20 protein-coding genes and 1 other RNA gene are annotated in these 15230 nt (G+C 39.5%); 3 read left to right on the forward strand and 18 right to left on the reverse strand.

What is annotated here, in order from left to right; all coding sequences use genetic code 11:
• The first annotated feature begins 7 nt into the window (after positions 1-7).
• From K345_RS0117855 to csrA, 3 genes are read left to right on the forward strand one after another with little or no spacing between them, the layout of a single operon-like run.
• Positions 8-1255: a flagellar hook-associated protein 3 gene (locus K345_RS0117855; RefSeq protein ID WP_028975327.1), complete on the forward strand. Its 1248-nt coding sequence runs from the start codon at positions 8-10 to the stop codon at positions 1253-1255.
• Between the two features lie 2 nt (positions 1256-1257).
• The gene (gene fliW / locus K345_RS0117860; RefSeq protein ID WP_028975328.1) at positions 1258-1707 is read left to right on the forward strand and encodes a flagellar assembly protein FliW; all 450 of its coding nucleotides are present in this window, start codon (positions 1258-1260) and stop codon (positions 1705-1707) included.
• Entirely contained in the window at positions 1701-1928 is a 228-nt protein-coding gene (gene csrA / locus K345_RS0117865; protein ID WP_028975329.1) for a carbon storage regulator CsrA, read from the forward strand. The genes fliW and csrA overlap by 7 nt, the downstream gene beginning before the upstream one ends.
• On the opposite strand, the gene K345_RS0117870 is transcribed toward csrA, so the two are convergent.
• From K345_RS0117870 to infC, 18 genes are all read right to left on the reverse strand, one after another.
• Positions 1925-3001: an HD-GYP domain-containing protein gene (locus K345_RS0117870; RefSeq protein ID WP_028975330.1), complete on the reverse strand. Its 1077-nt coding sequence runs from the start codon at positions 2999-3001 to the stop codon at positions 1925-1927. The genes csrA and K345_RS0117870 overlap by 4 nt on opposite strands.
• Entirely contained in the window at positions 2988-3656 is a 669-nt protein-coding gene (gene tsaB, locus K345_RS0117875) for a tRNA (adenosine(37)-N6)-threonylcarbamoyltransferase complex dimerization subunit type 1 TsaB (RefSeq protein ID WP_028975331.1), read from the reverse strand. Before tsaB ends, K345_RS0117870 begins: the two co-directional genes overlap by 14 nt.
• The gene (gene tsaE / locus K345_RS0117880; RefSeq protein ID WP_342664879.1) at positions 3653-4075 is read right to left on the reverse strand and encodes a tRNA (adenosine(37)-N6)-threonylcarbamoyltransferase complex ATPase subunit type 1 TsaE; all 423 of its coding nucleotides are present in this window, start codon (positions 4073-4075) and stop codon (positions 3653-3655) included. Before tsaE ends, tsaB begins: the two co-directional genes overlap by 4 nt.
• Positions 4072-4332, reverse strand: coding sequence for a hypothetical protein (locus tag K345_RS0117885; protein WP_028975333.1), 261 nt, complete (start codon positions 4330-4332; stop codon positions 4072-4074). Before K345_RS0117885 ends, tsaE begins: the two co-directional genes overlap by 4 nt.
• A gap of 37 nt (positions 4333-4369) precedes the next feature.
• Positions 4370-5470 (reverse strand): flagellar brake protein, encoded by a 1101-nt coding sequence (locus K345_RS0117890; protein WP_211227921.1) that lies wholly within the window; start codon positions 5468-5470, stop codon positions 4370-4372.
• Positions 5471-5476: 6 nt separating this feature from the next.
• The gene (locus K345_RS0117895) at positions 5477-6373 is read right to left on the reverse strand and encodes a hypothetical protein (protein ID WP_028975335.1); all 897 of its coding nucleotides are present in this window, start codon (positions 6371-6373) and stop codon (positions 5477-5479) included.
• Positions 6374-6389: 16 nt separating this feature from the next.
• On the reverse strand, positions 6390-8393 hold the full coding sequence (gene fliD / locus K345_RS0117900) for a flagellar filament capping protein FliD (RefSeq protein WP_028975336.1): 2004 nt from the start codon (positions 8391-8393) through the stop codon (positions 6390-6392).
• 22 nt (positions 8394-8415) lie between these two features.
• A complete protein-coding gene (locus K345_RS22645; protein WP_053228447.1) occupies positions 8416-8802 on the reverse strand; it encodes a flagellar protein FlaG in 387 nt (128 codons plus the stop codon).
• Positions 8803-8928: 126 nt separating this feature from the next.
• The gene (locus K345_RS0117910; RefSeq protein WP_028975337.1) at positions 8929-9783 is read right to left on the reverse strand and encodes a flagellin N-terminal helical domain-containing protein; all 855 of its coding nucleotides are present in this window, start codon (positions 9781-9783) and stop codon (positions 8929-8931) included.
• Positions 9784-10030: 247 nt separating this feature from the next.
• Positions 10031-10891, reverse strand: coding sequence for a flagellin N-terminal helical domain-containing protein (locus K345_RS0117915; protein WP_028975338.1), 861 nt, complete (start codon positions 10889-10891; stop codon positions 10031-10033).
• 104 nt (positions 10892-10995) lie between these two features.
• Entirely contained in the window at positions 10996-12090 is a 1095-nt protein-coding gene (locus K345_RS0117920; RefSeq protein ID WP_028975339.1) for a tetratricopeptide repeat protein, read from the reverse strand.
• Positions 12087-12923 carry a PilZN3 domain-containing protein gene (locus K345_RS23250; protein ID WP_053228448.1) on the reverse strand — a complete coding sequence of 279 codons (837 nt, stop codon included), beginning with the start codon at positions 12921-12923 and terminating at the stop codon, positions 12087-12089. The genes K345_RS0117920 and K345_RS23250 overlap by 4 nt, the downstream gene beginning before the upstream one ends.
• Positions 12924-12984: 61 nt before the next feature.
• Positions 12985-13170, reverse strand: a non-coding RNA gene (gene ssrS, locus K345_RS22975) — 6S RNA.
• Between the two features lies 1 nt (position 13171).
• A complete protein-coding gene (locus K345_RS21765; protein ID WP_053228449.1) occupies positions 13172-13471 on the reverse strand; it encodes a cell division protein ZapA in 300 nt (99 codons plus the stop codon).
• 6 nt (positions 13472-13477) lie between these two features.
• The gene (locus K345_RS22650; RefSeq protein ID WP_053228450.1) at positions 13478-13981 is read right to left on the reverse strand and encodes a hypothetical protein; all 504 of its coding nucleotides are present in this window, start codon (positions 13979-13981) and stop codon (positions 13478-13480) included.
• A 4-nt stretch (positions 13982-13985) separates the two neighbouring features.
• A complete protein-coding gene (rplT, locus tag K345_RS0117940; protein WP_028975340.1) occupies positions 13986-14345 on the reverse strand; it encodes a 50S ribosomal protein L20 in 360 nt (119 codons plus the stop codon).
• A gap of 15 nt (positions 14346-14360) precedes the next feature.
• Positions 14361-14561 carry a 50S ribosomal protein L35 gene (rpmI, locus tag K345_RS0117945; protein ID WP_211227922.1) on the reverse strand — a complete coding sequence of 67 codons (201 nt, stop codon included), beginning with the start codon at positions 14559-14561 and terminating at the stop codon, positions 14361-14363.
• Positions 14562-14571: 10 nt separating this feature from the next.
• A complete protein-coding gene (infC, locus tag K345_RS0117950) occupies positions 14572-15090 on the reverse strand; it encodes a translation initiation factor IF-3 (protein WP_028975342.1) in 519 nt (172 codons plus the stop codon).
• Between the last annotated feature and the right edge of the window lie 140 nt (positions 15091-15230).

Below are 15230 nucleotides of genomic sequence, written 5' to 3' on the forward strand. Positions count from 1 at the left end.
TAGATAGATGAAAAGAATCAGTACTAATATGCCCAATAATGATATGCAATACCATCTCAGACGCAGGGAGGTGGAAATGGCGAAAGTTCAGAACCAAATGGGTACCCAGAGCCGTATTGAGAATTTACGGGATGATCCTGTTGCTGCCGCCCATTCTACCCGGTATAAGTCCAATGTTTTCCGAATGGATCGCTTCCAGAAAAATATCGCCACTGTTCAGAGTGATTACCGTATTGCTGAGGGATATGTGGATGAGTCTTTATCCATCATGCAGCGTATTAGAGAGCTCAATGTACAAGCGGCCCATGGGACTTATGATAAAGATCAACTCAAATATATGGGTACGGAAGTAAATGAGTTGCTTAATGAATTAGTCGCTATTGGTAACGCCAAGGGTGCTGAAGGGAATGCTATTTTTAGTGGTGATAAGAGTATTGGCGATGCTTTTAGGTCTTCTGAAGGACATGTCCCTGGTTCTGCTCAGAAAGTCATCACCAATGTTGATTACATCGGAACCATACAAAGACAGCAAACAGAAATCAGTGATGGGGCTTATGTTGATTCTAACTTTCCTGGTAATTCTGTTTTTTGGTCGGATAATCAATCTATATATAGTAATGCAAAGGCCACTGATTATCAGGTATTGCAAGATTCAACTATTTATCTGGATGGGGAGGCCATTAACCTTAAAGCCGGTGACAATATTCATAGTATCATTCATAAGATCAATGATTCTGATGCCACTGTTAAGGCCAGTCTTGACCCGGTTAAGGATAGTCTTGTGCTGGAAACCACTGTTCCTCATCAGATATGGATGGATGAAGGAGAGGACAGCCAGGTATGGCAGGATTTGGGGCTAGTTAGTGATATTGGACATAAACCTCCTTATAACGTTGCCGATTCCGCCCGTGTCTATGGTGGTTCTGTCTTTGATTCTGTTATTCGATTAAGGGATTTGATGTATTCTGGTGATCAAGAATCTATTGGAACAAATGCTTTAGCCAGTATTGATTCTTCCATTAATAATATTTTGACCAACTTGAGTGAATTGGGCGCTTTGGACGAACGGGTGACTATGACGAATGCCCGTCTGGATGCCAATATCCCCCAAATGAAAGCTCGTGATTCCCAGACCGTTGATTTGGATGTTACTAAGGCTATTACAGACTTGAAAATGCTTGAATACACCCATAAAGCAGCTTTAGGAGCTGCAGGGCGAATCTTACAACCTACATTATTGGACTTCTTGAGGTAATTATGATAGTTAATACAAAGGCCTATGGACAGATTGAAGTAAGTGAAAAACAGGTAATTGAGTTCCCTCACGGGTTATTGGGCTTTGAATACCTGAAGGAGTTTGTTTTACTTGATGCGAGTCAACAGCCTTTTTTTTGGTTACAGTGTAAGGATGTAAAGGAAATAGCCTTTGTCCTTATTAATCCCCTTATTTTTAATCCTCAGTACGAACCGGCTATTGATGAGATCACTAAGAATGTTATCGAACTAGATAGCCCTGAGGATTTATTGCTTTTTGCGATTGTAACGATTCCTGAGGATTCTAATCAAATGACGGCCAACTTACAGGGGCCTGTTTTAATTAATAAAAAGAAACGAATTGGTATTCAGGGAATAAGCTCTGATCCCCGTTGGAAGGTGAGGCACAGGATATTGAGTGAGTTAAAGAAACAAAGGACCTCATCATGTTAATATTAACTCGCAAGCAAGATGAAAGTATTGTTATCGGTGATAATATCGTCATATCCATAGTTGATATTAAAGGGGACCAGGTTAAGCTGGGAATTGATGCTCCGAAGGACGTAAAGGTTTACCGTCAAGAAGTGTACTTTGCTATACAGGAAGAAAATAAAGCAGCCCTAATGGCCAAGAAAGACTTACCTGTTTTACCGGATCTATTCTCTGAGGATTAGCCTACTAATTCTGTGTAGGTTTTTTCAAACTCTTTATGTATTTCCAGGAAAACTTTTAATAGATCAGGATCAAAATGTGTTCCTGAGTTCTCAATCATAATATTAATGGCTCTTTTATGATCATAGGCGTCTTTGTAACTTCGTTTGGACCGGAGGGCGTCATAGACATCGGCTATGGTTACTATCCGGGCTGCCAGAGGGATATCCGTTCCCATTAGGCCATAGGGATATCCGGAACCATCCCATTTTTCATGGTGGGAACGGGCTATTTCTTTAGCCATTGTGCCAGGGTAGGAGCTTAAGATGATGGCTCCATTGATGGTATGTTCCCGCATTATCTCCCATTCTTTATCGTCCAGAGACCCTCTTTTATTCAGGATATTGTCAGGAGTCCCTATTTTCCCTACATCATGCATGGCCGCAAGAAATCCTATTTCATTAAGAAAGTCCGGGGTGATTTCCTCATAGCCTTCACGGCCAAAAAGGCGTTGGGCTAGTAAAAGACTATAGCGGTTTACCCTTTCTATATGATGTCCTGTGTCATCATCCTTGAGCTTTGAAGCTTCCAGGAGACCGATAAAGGTCTTCTTAATATAATACTGATGTTCATCCGTCGTATCATTCAATATGCCCATATAGGCAAAAATTGCTCTGTCCTTCTTATCATAGAGCGGAAAGACTGTGATTAATGATTGTATACTATTGGATTTCTTACGATATCGGGTCAACTGGGCTTTGAAATACCCATTTGTACTCTGCATGTTTAGATGTTGTGGAAAGTTTTGATTCCAGGGTAGTTCTTTATCAATCTTAAACATATTTTGCAGTCGTACTGGTATTTCTTTAACTTCATAAGACCCTAAGAAGCCCATACTTGCCCAATGAATCATCATATTTTCATCCATCAATACAATGGGTAATAGGGAACGGGTATACTTGTTCAACAACTCCTGTATGATAGGGTATGAGGATATGGAATCCAGAAAATGATATTTTTGTCCTTCCGTTTCCTCTTCTATAGGTTCAAGAGATTCTATAACTTCTATGTCTTCGTTGTTATCATGACTGATCATTCTTTTTTTTGTCTCTATGTAATTCAGCTTCGCTTTTTCTTAGGTATACAGGAGCCGCATCATCAGGAGCTGCCCCTGATATCTTCCATTTATTATAACCCATCTCTAGCAAAGTTACTGCTGTATTCTCTGGAGTCAAGTGCAAAAAGGAATATTCCTTACTACTTGAGTTCTGAAACAGTAGTCCATCTATACCTGTAAGGAGAATATTTTCATTATGGATGGCTAATATATCATCTGCCTTGGCATCATAATATTCGCTGATTCGTTTACCTTTTTGATAAAAAGCACCAAAGAATTGATTCTTCTTGGCATCAATGACAGGTAAAACTGTGTAGGGAAGTTCCCCATAAATCTGTCCGTAAATGTCCAGAGTCGACACCGTTACTATATCCGCTCCGGCTCCTATGGCGATTCCTTTGGCTGTGGCCATTGCAATTCTTAATCCAGTAAAAGATCCAGGCCCTTCTGCTACCACTATCAAATCAAGATCTTTGAGTGCGATTTTGCCATGACTTACTAAAGTCTCAATTCGGGGCAATAACTCTTCCGAATGGGATAAGCCGGCTAGTTGGGCATATTGATATAAACCTTTTTGTGTTTGTAAGGCTAGGTACATGGATGTTCCTGATGTGTCTATACTCAATATATTCAAAATTCTATTCCTTTCAATGTGATGTTACGGGAGCCATCCCTGTTAACTTGAATATCCAGGGAAGGACAGTCTGGTGGTAAAATCCCTTCTGCTCTCTCACCCCATTCAATGAAACACAGTCCTTGTCCGTAAAGGATATCTTCAAGTCCCATATAGGCAAATTCCTCAGAACTGGATAAACGATATAAATCCATGTGATATAAGGGCATATCTCCTTCGTATTCACACACGATGCTATACGTTGGACTTGTGATAGGTTCCTGAATATGAAGACCAAGAGCAATACCCTTAACGAAGGTAGTTTTGCCGGCGCCCAAACCACCAGTCATGGTAATGATTGTTCCTGGTTTTAAATGAGGTACTAGATTAGCCGCCCATTGGATAGTCTCCTTTTCAGTAGGGGCAATGTAAGTTATCAGGGCAGTTTACCATCCCTATCTAGTTGATCGATATGTTCTTTTAGGTTCTTAATGACCGGTGCGATTGGATAATCAAGGCCTTCAAGTATTTTGACAGTAATTTCTTTCTGTCCTGTTGGCATTCGTTCAATAACAAATTCAATTTTTTTCTCAACTTCCTTGCCCATAGCAGAAAGGATAGCTTCTCCACTAAATTCATTACGGTAGTGGAGTGGGATGTCTTTTTTGTCTAAGTTCTGTAAATGAATAACCTTCATAGCTTTATATTATTAAAATATCTCCTTAATTGCAATTTTAATCTATCTCATATACAAAAGCCCTTATTTTGTTAAGGTTTTTCTGGGAAATAGTTGTCATTTTAATATGCATAACAGCGCCTCTGTAAGTGTCACTGCGTGTTCTTACCACTTTACCATAAATGACTAAAGGATTACCACGCTCTGTTTCAAAGTTTACACGAATTAAAGTTCCTTCATTTTTAGGAGTTGTGGTCCGTACAGAACAACCTCCGGCAGATATATCTAACATTGTTCCCATAAAAGCTTGATTCTCATGGACAATGGCCTTCTTTGTTTGCCTTTTCCCTTTGCCACTGGTAAGGATGGATATAGGGTAGAGATAAGCAGGTTTAGATAGTTCTTTTCGTCTGAAACGTCTTTGTTGAGTCGGTAGAATCTTTTTAGAATGTTCTAGTTGAACGGAGTTCACCCCTCCGCTATTTTTATAGCCCATTACACGGGTGAAAAAGTGATAGCCATTGGTTTCATTTAACCAAAAGGATACTTTTACCTTAGTTCCTTTGTGCCACTTAACTCTCTGGCCTTTATGATTAATAGGAGCCTCAGCAGTAAAATATCTATCTACATTACCTGTCACATGACTGTCTAATGAATAGCCCGGTCTATCAGATAAGGTTAGATTCATACCAAATCTTAGGATATAGCTATTTTTAACAGACTTTTGTCTGTTCATTGTATGGGCTTCGATTATCTGTCGTATCCCATATATGGTGTTCTTTTGAGTTTCTTTGTCGTTTGAGGATAAACTAGAATCATCAATAGCGTTAATGGCTTTTTTGAGTACCGTATCAAAATAAGAACTGGATTCCAATAATCTAAAAGGGTTAGATACGGATAATTTTTTGATGATATTTTCCAGTATATTGACCTGATTCTTGGACAGGCCCATTGATTGGGCTACTTTCCTAAAATTCCCTTTATTGTACTTTCGTCCTCCAGAACTTGATTTTCTTCTGGAACTGGTACTGTTTTTTCCACCAATAACGAGTAGCAATATAAAAGCAGCTAGTAATCCTAAAAATACAAGAACCTGCTTACTATCAGCCTGTTGTACAAATTGATAATTACCTGATGACTGTATCAAATAATAAATCATAGGCATCTAGATACTATTCCGTATTTCAATAAGACTTTCCAGTTTGGGGACAATCTCATATTCTGACAGATCTCCTATAAGGATGGAGTCATTAGACTCGAAAGCTTCCCCTAGCTCATTGAAAATATTGTTCAAAGCAGTAAAGAATTCTTGAGCAGGTAATTCTTGAATGCTTAAATCTTCAAGGTTCTTGTTTTTGAGAGTGCAGTACTTGCCAAAAAGTCGCATAATCTTGTTGAGCACTTCTGTTAAAGTGATAACCAGGTTCAAAGCTTCCTTGTCTTTCCCTGTTTGGAGCATTAAGCTGAGATCTCTTAATCCAGGTAGCATCCCCTCTAGAACGGTGAAGGCTTTATCACATTCTTCAATAGGGTTACTGATTTCTTTAATCTGAATCACTACCATTGATACACATATTTCTAAAGCCTGTACAAGCCCTTGGCTAGGAGGTAGATTTTCTTTTGATGTGTTTGTTTCCCAATTATGTATCTCACTGATGAGAACATTTAAAGGTGCTGATTTCACAAAGGAGGAATCCATCATGGAATTAAAAGAGTAGGTAACTCCTTCAAAATCTGTTAATAGATCGGATGCTAATTCTTTATTCCCCTGAAGCATGGCCTCTTTTAGATTTGTCAAATAGATAGCAATTGTTTCCAGGTTATTATAACGGGCTTCTTCAGCCATTACTGCTTCTACTTCCAGTTTGGTAATTCCTTTGATATCTGTGTCTTTCCAGCTGCTATTATCTGATAGGTCTATGTTCTCATTATCCTGCTTCAATGTTTGGATTACATAGTTTTCCTTGGCTAACCATATTTCCAATTCAGAGATAATGTCTCCCAGAACATTTTCACCTTCTAGTTGTATATCCATAGGTTGTTTGTTTAGTAAAATTTCCAAAACACTTTCTCCTTAATTAGTTAGAGGAATTCTGCTTATTTAGGTTATCAATGGCATTGAATGTTTTTTCCATTGAACCTAATGTTCCTTCCATTGTTCCATATTGTCTTTTCAGTTTGGCTTCGTAATCGTCCAAATGAACTTTGTAATCAGCAATCTGATCATTTGTATCATCTACTTGTCTATCTATACTATCGAGTTTTAAAGGTATGATTCCACCTATTTGGGTAAAAGGTTTTAAATAGGTATCTGTGGTATAAGCTGCACCTGAATCTACGACTAAATCATTATCCGTATCATTACCGAATAAGTCTTTTACACTTTCCAGATCTGACTTGAGGGCTGCATCGAATTTGTCTTCATCCATCTCAAGATAACCTCTTAATTTGGTAGAGTCAATTCCGTTCCCGCTTTGACCTGTGGCGTTGGTAGATATCCCTACTTGAGCCAGTAGACTGAAATCCCTTCCCGCTTCTGTGGTATAAGGACTCATGAGCATGGTTTGAAGTCTATTCTTCATTTGATTTAGGGTGATGTCACCTTGGAACATTCCTAAACGTTCATTGGCAGAATCCCTTTCTTCATCACTTAAATAGCCTAATTCCTGGACAATAGAAGGTTCTGATTTTGTAAGGATTTGAAGTTCTGCCAAGAGCCTATTGTAAGATCCTATAAAATTGATCACCTTTTCTTTAATTTGTTCTCGATCTGGTTCAATTTTAAGATCAATTTCTTCATCAGAAGCTTTTTCCAGGTTCAAATCGACACCAGCTATAAGATCATCGATGGCGTTTGTGCTGCGAACGACTTCTACGCCATTAAGCTCTAGTTTTGCATCCTGTGCCCGTGCTATAGGATTGGCAGGGCTATAGTCCCCCCGTGCATTAGGGTTATAGATACGTATATTCTCAAAGGTAATCTCTTTGCTTGTATTTTTGTTGTTTAATTCAAGAGCACTAATGCTGTTCATATAGTCCTTGAGGGCAATGGTGACCTTTTGTTGTCCTTCTTGATCCTTTAAAGCAGGGAAGGGGACTTTCTGTGAACCATTGACTCCACTGATGACTTGCATATCTGTTACCTTGGGAGGAGGTTCTGGGGCTTTTGGTTCGGGTAGGGGAAGATCAAAAGCTTCGTTTTGAATGGTGATACCCTGAAATCCAGCTTCTCCCATTTGCAGGGAAGGTTTCTGTGGTGGTTTAGGTAGCTCCTGTTCTGATTCGGGTAATGTTAATACATAGGCATCCATTTCCAGAACCATATCCTCTAAATTGGATAGTCCTTTCAAAGGTATCGTGATGCTATTAGTAGGGGATAACTTAATAGCACTATCGGATATCATCTGTCCTTTATCTGCAGAATCAACTAGAGAAGAATCAAAAGTTACATCCACTTGGGATGTATTGTTTCGTTTTAGAAGTCCTAGTTCTACACCTATTTTTTCAAAATCAGAACCTAGAATTAAGGGATTGTCACTCCCTTCTTTTTGACTTTCAACTACCAATACTTGAGTTTGAGAGGAATTCTTTATGACAGAGGCAATGACTTTTCCTTTACTTTTTTGATTAATTCTATCGGCGAATTTGCTTAAACTTCCCCCTGAAAAGCTAAAGCTCTCTTCATCTTCTCCAAGGGTAAAGCTATATTCACCCTCTGGAACTTCAAACTCATTGTTTACAGGAGCGGATAAAAAACGATCTGCCTTAGCTGTTTGAATGACCTTGATCTTATATTCACTTTCGTTAGCCTCTCTATTCGCTGTGGCAGTGAGTATCTTTTCATCACTAGATTCGGCTTTTCTCTCACCAAAGGGATTTTCAAAACCATAGAGAACGCGGGCATTGTCCTTAAACGTCCCTATGTACCTACTAACACCTTGCCAAACTTTTTTCTCTTCTTCATAGGTGTCAACACGTTTCTCCATCCTAGTGAGAGGGATCTTCTCCACCTTCATAAGATCTTCAATCATTTTTGAGGTATTGTATTTACTAGTAACGCCAGGTATAGAAAGATCTGACAATTAAGCCCCCAAAGAGCGGCCTCTAGATCTTCTCGTCAAACAATAGACCTACCGCTTCTCTAATTCTTAAGTGAAGTTTTTGCATTTCCTCAGGAGGGTATTGTTTTAGAACCTCTCCGGATCCCTTGTCTATCACCTTTACCACTACCTGATCTAGTGCTTCTTTGAACTCAAAATCCAACTTCTTATTATAAAATTCGGTTGTATTCATAAGTTCTTTAAGAATCTCTCTTATTTCTGTACGTTTTTTTTGCGAAGCCTCTGTTACTTGTTGTAGTTTGGTAATCGTCTTCTGATGTAATTCACTATTGGCTTTTACTTTTTGTGCTACTGCTCTTTCTTTGTTGATGATTTCACTTGGAGTAATCTTAGAGACAGTGGGATTTACATTTCCTATATCCACAGTCATAACTGACCTCCATGTCAGAATCAAATAGGAAGGGGAGGACGCGAACTCCCCATTCCCAATAAATGTTCGTGATAAGATGACGTCCAGCTATCTCATCACTTTTTAATAATTACGGAGCTATTCCTTTTAGCCTAAAAGCTGCATTACGGACTGAGTCCTAGTGTTTGCCTGAGCTAACATAGCTGTACTTGATTGAGAAAGAATCTGGTTCTTTGTATACTCAACCATTTCTGAAGCCATGTCAGAATCTCGAATCTGAGATTCAGAGGCTTGTAAATTCTCTGCAGCAATTGCTACACCTTTTGAGGCCATTTCAAATCGGTTCTGATAAGCTCCAAGGTCAGCACGTTGTTTACTTACCTTTTGCAAAGCAGAATCGACCACACCAATAGCTCTATTCGCAGCGTCAGCTGTAGATATGGAGATCATCTCTCCAGTACCCTGCTGGTCGACTAAGTCAAGAGATGCTGCAGTCATAGTCCCAATGTAGACTTGTTCATTCTGGTCCATGTTTGCTCCAACCTGGAACTGCATAGTTACACCAGAAACTCCGTCCCTTGCGAACTGTCCTGTCAACATGTTCATCCCGTTAAACTGAGCATGTGAGGCGATTCGGTTTACTTCATCGACAAGTTGTGATACTTCAACCTGGATCTGCATTCGGTCTTCCTGAGAATAAATACCGTTGGCAGATTGAACACTCAATTCTCGAATACGGTGAAGGATATCTTGAGTTTCCTGTAAATAACCTTCAGTAGTCTGAATGAAGTTAACTCCATTTTGGATGTTCTTCTCAGCCTGATTTAATCCTCGGATTTGTCCTCGCATCTTTTCAGATACTGCAAGTCCAGAAGCATCATCACCTGCACGGTTAATCCGCATACCTGATGCCAGTTTTTCCATGCTCTTAGTCAAATCTGTCTGTCGAACACCTAGCTGCCTATTGGCATTCATGGCGCTCATGTTATGATTTATTATCATATATTCCTCCTTGAGTTTGCTTTGGCTTCCGTGCCATCGCCTTGTATGCCGCATGGGGTCAGAGGGATTCGCGTCGCCTCTGCTCCGTTTAACCCATACACAACAAGGAGATATTCCCAAATCGCATTACGAAACTGATAAGGGAAATCTCCTTTTTGAGCGACACACACAAGGAGGTAGTGTTGTCAAAGAACAATACGGAATAGATGATTAATATATTAATATCTATCCCGCTAGATTGCAACAACTATTGGAGTAGCTGCATTACGCTTTGATTTTTCTGGTTTGCTTGAGCTAACATTGCATTACCAGCTTGGTTAAGAATCTGGTTTTTGGTGAAATCAACCATTTCTGAAGCCATATCAACATCTCTGATAGTACTTTCAGCGGCTTGTAAGTTTTCAGCTCCAACATCGATTCCCTTGATAGCATGCTCAAGTCTGTTTTGATAAGCACCCAAGTCTGCTCTTTGTTTTGATACCTGCTTTAAGGCAGAATCAAGAACTCCAATGGATCGGTTCGCTTGATCAGAAGAAGAAAAACTCATGATCTCACCACTACCAACCTGGCGTACGTCTAAAGCTTCAGCAGTCATAGTTCCAATGTAGATTCTTTCTCTCTGGTCCATATTGGCACCAATGTGAAAGTGCATTGAAGCGGTAACAACATTAGATCCTGTTTCTCTTGCAAATCGTCCAGTAAGCATGTTCATACCATTGAACTGAGCATGAGAAGCAATTCGGTCTATTTCATCTACTAACTGAGAAACTTCAACCTGGATCTGCATTCTGTCTTCAGAAGTGTAGATACCATGAGAAGACTGAACAGCCAATTCTCTAAGTCGTTGAAGAATGTCTTGAGTTTCCTGTAGATAACCTTCAGTTGTTTGAATGAAGGAAATACCGTTAGAGGCATTTTTAGACGCCTGTTGTAAACCGCGGATTTGTGACCGCATTTTCTCAGAGACAGCCAGACCTGAAGCATCGTCTCCAGCACGGTTAATTCTCATACCGCTGGATAACTTCTCCATGTTTTTGCTAGTCATTAACTGGGTGTTTTTGAGGTTACGTTGAGCGTTAATAGCGCTCATGTTATGATTGATAATCATTATTTATTCCTCCGTGAATAAATGATTTTAAAGGGAAGTCATCCTTGACTCTCCTATACTAATGTTCGGAGGAAGCTATCATAAGCATTAATAAAATAGTTTATTTAGTTATTTATTTTTTTTAGGAAGTCTAAGGCCATAGGGTCATCCGGGACGATCTCAAGGACTTTGTTAAAATATTCAATAGCCTTGTTGTTTTCCTCTATCTTTAGGTGCCAGATAGCTTTATTACTAAGAATTTTTATATCTTTTGGAGCTAAAGCCATGGCTTTCTCAAGATATTCACCCGCATCACTAATTTTGTTTAATTCCATGAAACATATAGCTAATTCATTGTAGACATCTGCTGATTCTCTGACTTCCAGGGCTTTATTAAAGACAAAGCATGCTTCTTCATAGTGAGTCTTGGCTCGCAAAGCCCATCCTAACAGGAATAAACCATTCCATGATCGGGGATTATCTTTGAGGAAGTCTCCTACCAATTCTATGGCCGCATCGATATCTTCGCTAAGCATAGCCTCATAGGCTATCTGATAACGTTCATCTTCTTCTGTTGCAAGCTGTCCTATCCAATTCTGAGCAATCTGTCGTTTATCCTTATCCTGTCCCTTGTCCAGATAGGTCTTAAGATATTCAATACCTTTGATTAGGGAATTGTGCCGCAAATAGAATAGACCCCCATGATAATAAAATTCCCAGGGCATAGTTTCATCTACTGTACTATCAAATAAAGCACGAGCTTTTTCTTCATGTTCCAGAGAAACATCCTTCTGGCCGATAGACGCATAATGGATGGACATGTTTTCATAGAGAAGGGCTAAATTTAAGAGGTAGACAGACTTCTTGGGATATAAGCCTTGTAATGATAAAAAAATTTCTTCTGCCAGTGAATATTCTTTTTGTTCTGCCTTTAAAAGGGCCACTGATGTTAGCTCAGTCTCAATATCAGGCTTTAAATAAAATACCAAATCCCTATAAGCTTTGATACTTTTGTGATGACGGTGATATGCCAGTACCTTCAGCATTCCAGAAAGGATCATCTCCCATGACATATCAGTCATATTCCAGTTTTTAATATCCCCGCTGATTTCAACAGGGAGTAGGGTATCACTTTCTATGGGAAGCTCAGGATACTTGGTAGACCAAGATTCCGGTATAGAGACAAAATATATATTCCCTAAGGGATTGTCATAACTCATTGTTCAGAACTGCCTGTCTTTTTCTTGGTCTTTTGGAGAAGTTGAAAGAAATTATGAAGGCTTACTTTATATTGAATCGGTACTTTTGGATCTTCAAATTGTACTGCTATAGCAATTATATCTTTTCGGCCCTCTACTTCTTCCATACGTACTGTCTTCCCAGGAATGTTTAGATAATTCTTGGATTCCAGATGCCATAGCCTAAAAATAGCGTCCTTTTCCATCAGAAATTTACCTATTCCCATAATAAAGACTTTGACACCACCAAAACTGATATCTCTTACGATAACCTTTCGAGGCATACGATCTATAATTATTTGAGCGTTGACCCCAGAAAAACCAACTTTGTTCAGGAGGCTTTCATTAACGACTATACGTTCATTTGTTCTATTTTTACTTGAACTACGGGCATCTAAAATGAGACCCATTGTCTCAATAAAGATATCAGGAGGTCTTTGGGTAAAGTCCATTGTTAAAAAGAAAAGATTCCTGCTTTTACCCTGGTTGTAAGGTGTTGATCCTGCTAATCGGCAGGCTATAAAAAAAGGAACAGGTTCTTTGTTATCATCTTCACTAAAACATAAGCGCAAAGAAACACCTGAACTACTTTCACGGATTTTCTGTAAAAGATCTCCTTCCAGGGACATAATGATCTTTGCTTTAGATAAGCTTAAACTGTATATCACACAAGGAAGTTGGTACCCAGCTACCTTAAGGTAGACTTTTTTGGATATTAATCCTGTGGTTTTAATGATCTCTTTGTTAAAAGTGACCTCATTGTCTTTGTAGATCTCTAGGTATCTATTTAATTGCTGAACTGTGGTAATCGCCATATTTCTGCCTTGAATATTAGTTTCTGACGACAATATAATCAATGGTTTTTGAAATAAAAAATAAAACCCCAAAGTGCCGATCAGGGCTCAAATCCTCTTGAACCTAATGGATCAAGTGGGTTTCCTCAGGGGAGCATCCTGTTTCATCCAGTGTATCGGATTAGCAATTCAACTCCGTAATGTTGGAATCCCGCGGATTATAATTGACCCAAGAGAATGTATCCCATCCCGCACACCTCAGGGAATGATTAGCTTTCTAATATTTGCTCTAGCCTGTCAATCATACCATTGGTAATCTTTTCCATGGCTAGAGCCGTTTCTGCAGACATGGGCGCGCCGGTTTTATGCTTTTCTCTCATCAGCTCATCCACAACAACAATGCCGGTGAGCACGGCGATTTTAAGAGGGTCTTTAATAGAGACCGCTTCTTTTGTCTCGTCTACTTTTTTAGACAGATATTCAACAACCTGTCTTAGGTACTCAGGGTCTTCATCCGCTTTAATCGTAAAAGATGTCCCAAGGACCTCTACATCGAGAAGGTTTTTCATAAAACCTTAGAAAATCTCCAGATTTTGAGGTTCACTTCTGTGAACTTCACGTGAGTCCTCTTCTATCTGTGATTCTTCTTCAGCAGCCTGTTCTTCATAGGAAGACTCTTCTTCAGAGTAAGTGTCCTCTACTGATTCCTCTTGGCCTGCGGATACTTCTATAGTCTCTTGTTCAGATTCTACTGGAGTCATCTCTTGGGCAGGGGCAGAAGGTTCTACTTGGACCTCTGGCTGAACTTCTTCATCTAGGGAGTTAGAACTAGTCACGGCCTCGGGTGTTTCCGTCTCGTTAAGTTCATCTAGTTGATTCAAGGCTTTAAGGAATCCTTCTTCAATCTCATCCTGGCTACTTTTGAATTCTTTGACAAGGTTTTCAAGTTCCAGAATCCTTTCTTCATTTCCAAGAAGTTTTTGTGTAAGCTCCTCTTTTTCAAGGCTGAGGGTTTGAATTTTATCAACCGCCTGCTTTACCTTTGTTTCTAATAGACGGACTTGTTCAAGGCTGATCATATTACTATGCTCCTAAAGCTTTTTTTGCTGTTTCTACCAAAGAACTGAATGCCTTTGGATCTTCGATTGCCAAATTAGATAAGGCTTTTCGATTGATTTGCACTTCTGCTTTGTTTAGTCCATTAATGAACTGAGAATAGCTGATACCTTCAGCTCTGGCAGCGGCAGAAATACGAGCGATCCATAATTGTCTGAATTCTCGCTTTTTAACCTTTCTGTCTCTGTAAGCATAGGTTAGAGCTTTTTTTACAGCATCTTTCGCTGTTCGGATATTGGTTTTTCTTCGACCCCAATATCCCTTTGCCTGCTTGAGGACTTTCTTTCTGCGGTCCTTACGTTTGGTACCGTCAACTGCTCGTGGCATCCACTTACTCCTTTATTAACCGTAAGGTAATAACTTTTTGACTCTTTTTACTTCAGAGTCTGCCAGAACACCGGCTTTTCTTAAGTTCCTTTTTCTCTTGGAACTTTTCTTAGTCAGGATATGTCTAAGGTTTTGTTTTTTGTACTTAACCTTTCCTGTGCCGGTAATCTTATACCGTTTTGCGGCACTCTTACGTGTCTTCATCTTAGGCATAATGCTACCTCTTTTATTTTTTTCCTTTTGGACTGATGATCATCGACATGAACCGGCCTTCCATAGAAGGATTCTTGTCCAGGTTGAAGTTTTCATCACCCAAAAGTTCCATAACCTTTGCTAAAACGTCTTTACCACGATCGGTATGGGCTAGCTCTCGTCCTCTGAACCTGATCGTCACTTTGACTTTATTACCATCTTCTAGGAAATCAGAAATATGCTTGGTTTTAAACTCAAGATCGTGCTTTTCAATCTTGGGCTGCATGCGAACTTCTTTCAGTTTGATTAATTTTTGCTTCTTTTTCGATTCTCGAAGCTTCTTTTCTTGCTCAAAACGGTATTTACCGTAGTCCAAGATCTTACAAACCGGTGGTTTAGCATTTGCTGCCATCTCAACCAGGTCTAGTCCTCTCTCTTTAGCTAATTCCAGTGCTCGAGTGGTAGTGACAACTTCTTGTCCTCCCTCAGCATCAACCAATCGAACTTCTTTAACTCGGATCTGTTCATTGATCCTTAATTCTTTACCAGCCATATACCTCCAGAAAATGACAAGCCCGGCCCCTGTGATTTAAGCCTTAACTTTAAGCCGGGCACAATTCTCGTAACTATAACAAATAGGCTTAAAAAGGTCAAAGGGCAACCTTGGGTCGCGGGTATGGGATAATACCTAAT

This window comes from Spirochaeta cellobiosiphila DSM 17781 (assembly GCF_000426705.1).
GTDB lineage: Bacteria > Spirochaetota > Spirochaetia > DSM-17781 > DSM-17781 > Spirochaeta_E > Spirochaeta_E cellobiosiphila.

What these genes read in the sequence shown, in the direction of transcription:
- K345_RS0117855 (WP_028975327.1), top strand. Translation starts at nt 8, where the DNA reads ATGAAAAGAATCAGTACTAATATGCCCAATAATGATATGCAATACCAT.
- fliW (WP_028975328.1), top strand. Translation starts at nt 1,258, where the DNA reads ATGATAGTTAATACAAAGGCCTATGGACAGATTGAAGTAAGTGAAAAA.
- csrA (WP_028975329.1), top strand. Translation starts at nt 1,701, where the DNA reads ATGTTAATATTAACTCGCAAGCAAGATGAAAGTATTGTTATCGGTGAT.
- K345_RS0117870 (WP_028975330.1), bottom strand. Translation starts at nt 3,001, where the DNA reads ATGATCAGTCATGATAACAACGAAGACATAGAAGTTATAGAATCTCTT.
- K345_RS0117885 (WP_028975333.1), bottom strand. Translation starts at nt 4,332, where the DNA reads ATGAAGGTTATTCATTTACAGAACTTAGACAAAAAAGACATCCCACTC.
- K345_RS0117890 (WP_211227921.1), bottom strand. Translation starts at nt 5,470, where the DNA reads ATGATTTATTATTTGATACAGTCATCAGGTAATTATCAATTTGTACAA.
- K345_RS22645 (WP_053228447.1), bottom strand. Translation starts at nt 8,802, where the DNA reads ATGACTGTGGATATAGGAAATGTAAATCCCACTGTCTCTAAGATTACT.
- K345_RS0117910 (WP_028975337.1), bottom strand. Translation starts at nt 9,783, where the DNA reads ATGATAATAAATCATAACATGAGCGCCATGAATGCCAATAGGCAGCTA.
- K345_RS0117915 (WP_028975338.1), bottom strand. Translation starts at nt 10,891, where the DNA reads ATGATTATCAATCATAACATGAGCGCTATTAACGCTCAACGTAACCTC.
- K345_RS0117920 (WP_028975339.1), bottom strand. Translation starts at nt 12,090, where the DNA reads ATGAGTTATGACAATCCCTTAGGGAATATATATTTTGTCTCTATACCG.
- K345_RS23250 (WP_053228448.1), bottom strand. Translation starts at nt 12,923, where the DNA reads ATGGCGATTACCACAGTTCAGCAATTAAATAGATACCTAGAGATCTAC.
- K345_RS21765 (WP_053228449.1), bottom strand. Translation starts at nt 13,471, where the DNA reads ATGAAAAACCTTCTCGATGTAGAGGTCCTTGGGACATCTTTTACGATT.
- K345_RS22650 (WP_053228450.1), bottom strand. Translation starts at nt 13,981, where the DNA reads ATGATCAGCCTTGAACAAGTCCGTCTATTAGAAACAAAGGTAAAGCAG.
- rplT (WP_028975340.1), bottom strand. Translation starts at nt 14,345, where the DNA reads ATGCCACGAGCAGTTGACGGTACCAAACGTAAGGACCGCAGAAAGAAA.
- infC (WP_028975342.1), bottom strand. Translation starts at nt 15,090, where the DNA reads ATGGCTGGTAAAGAATTAAGGATCAATGAACAGATCCGAGTTAAAGAA.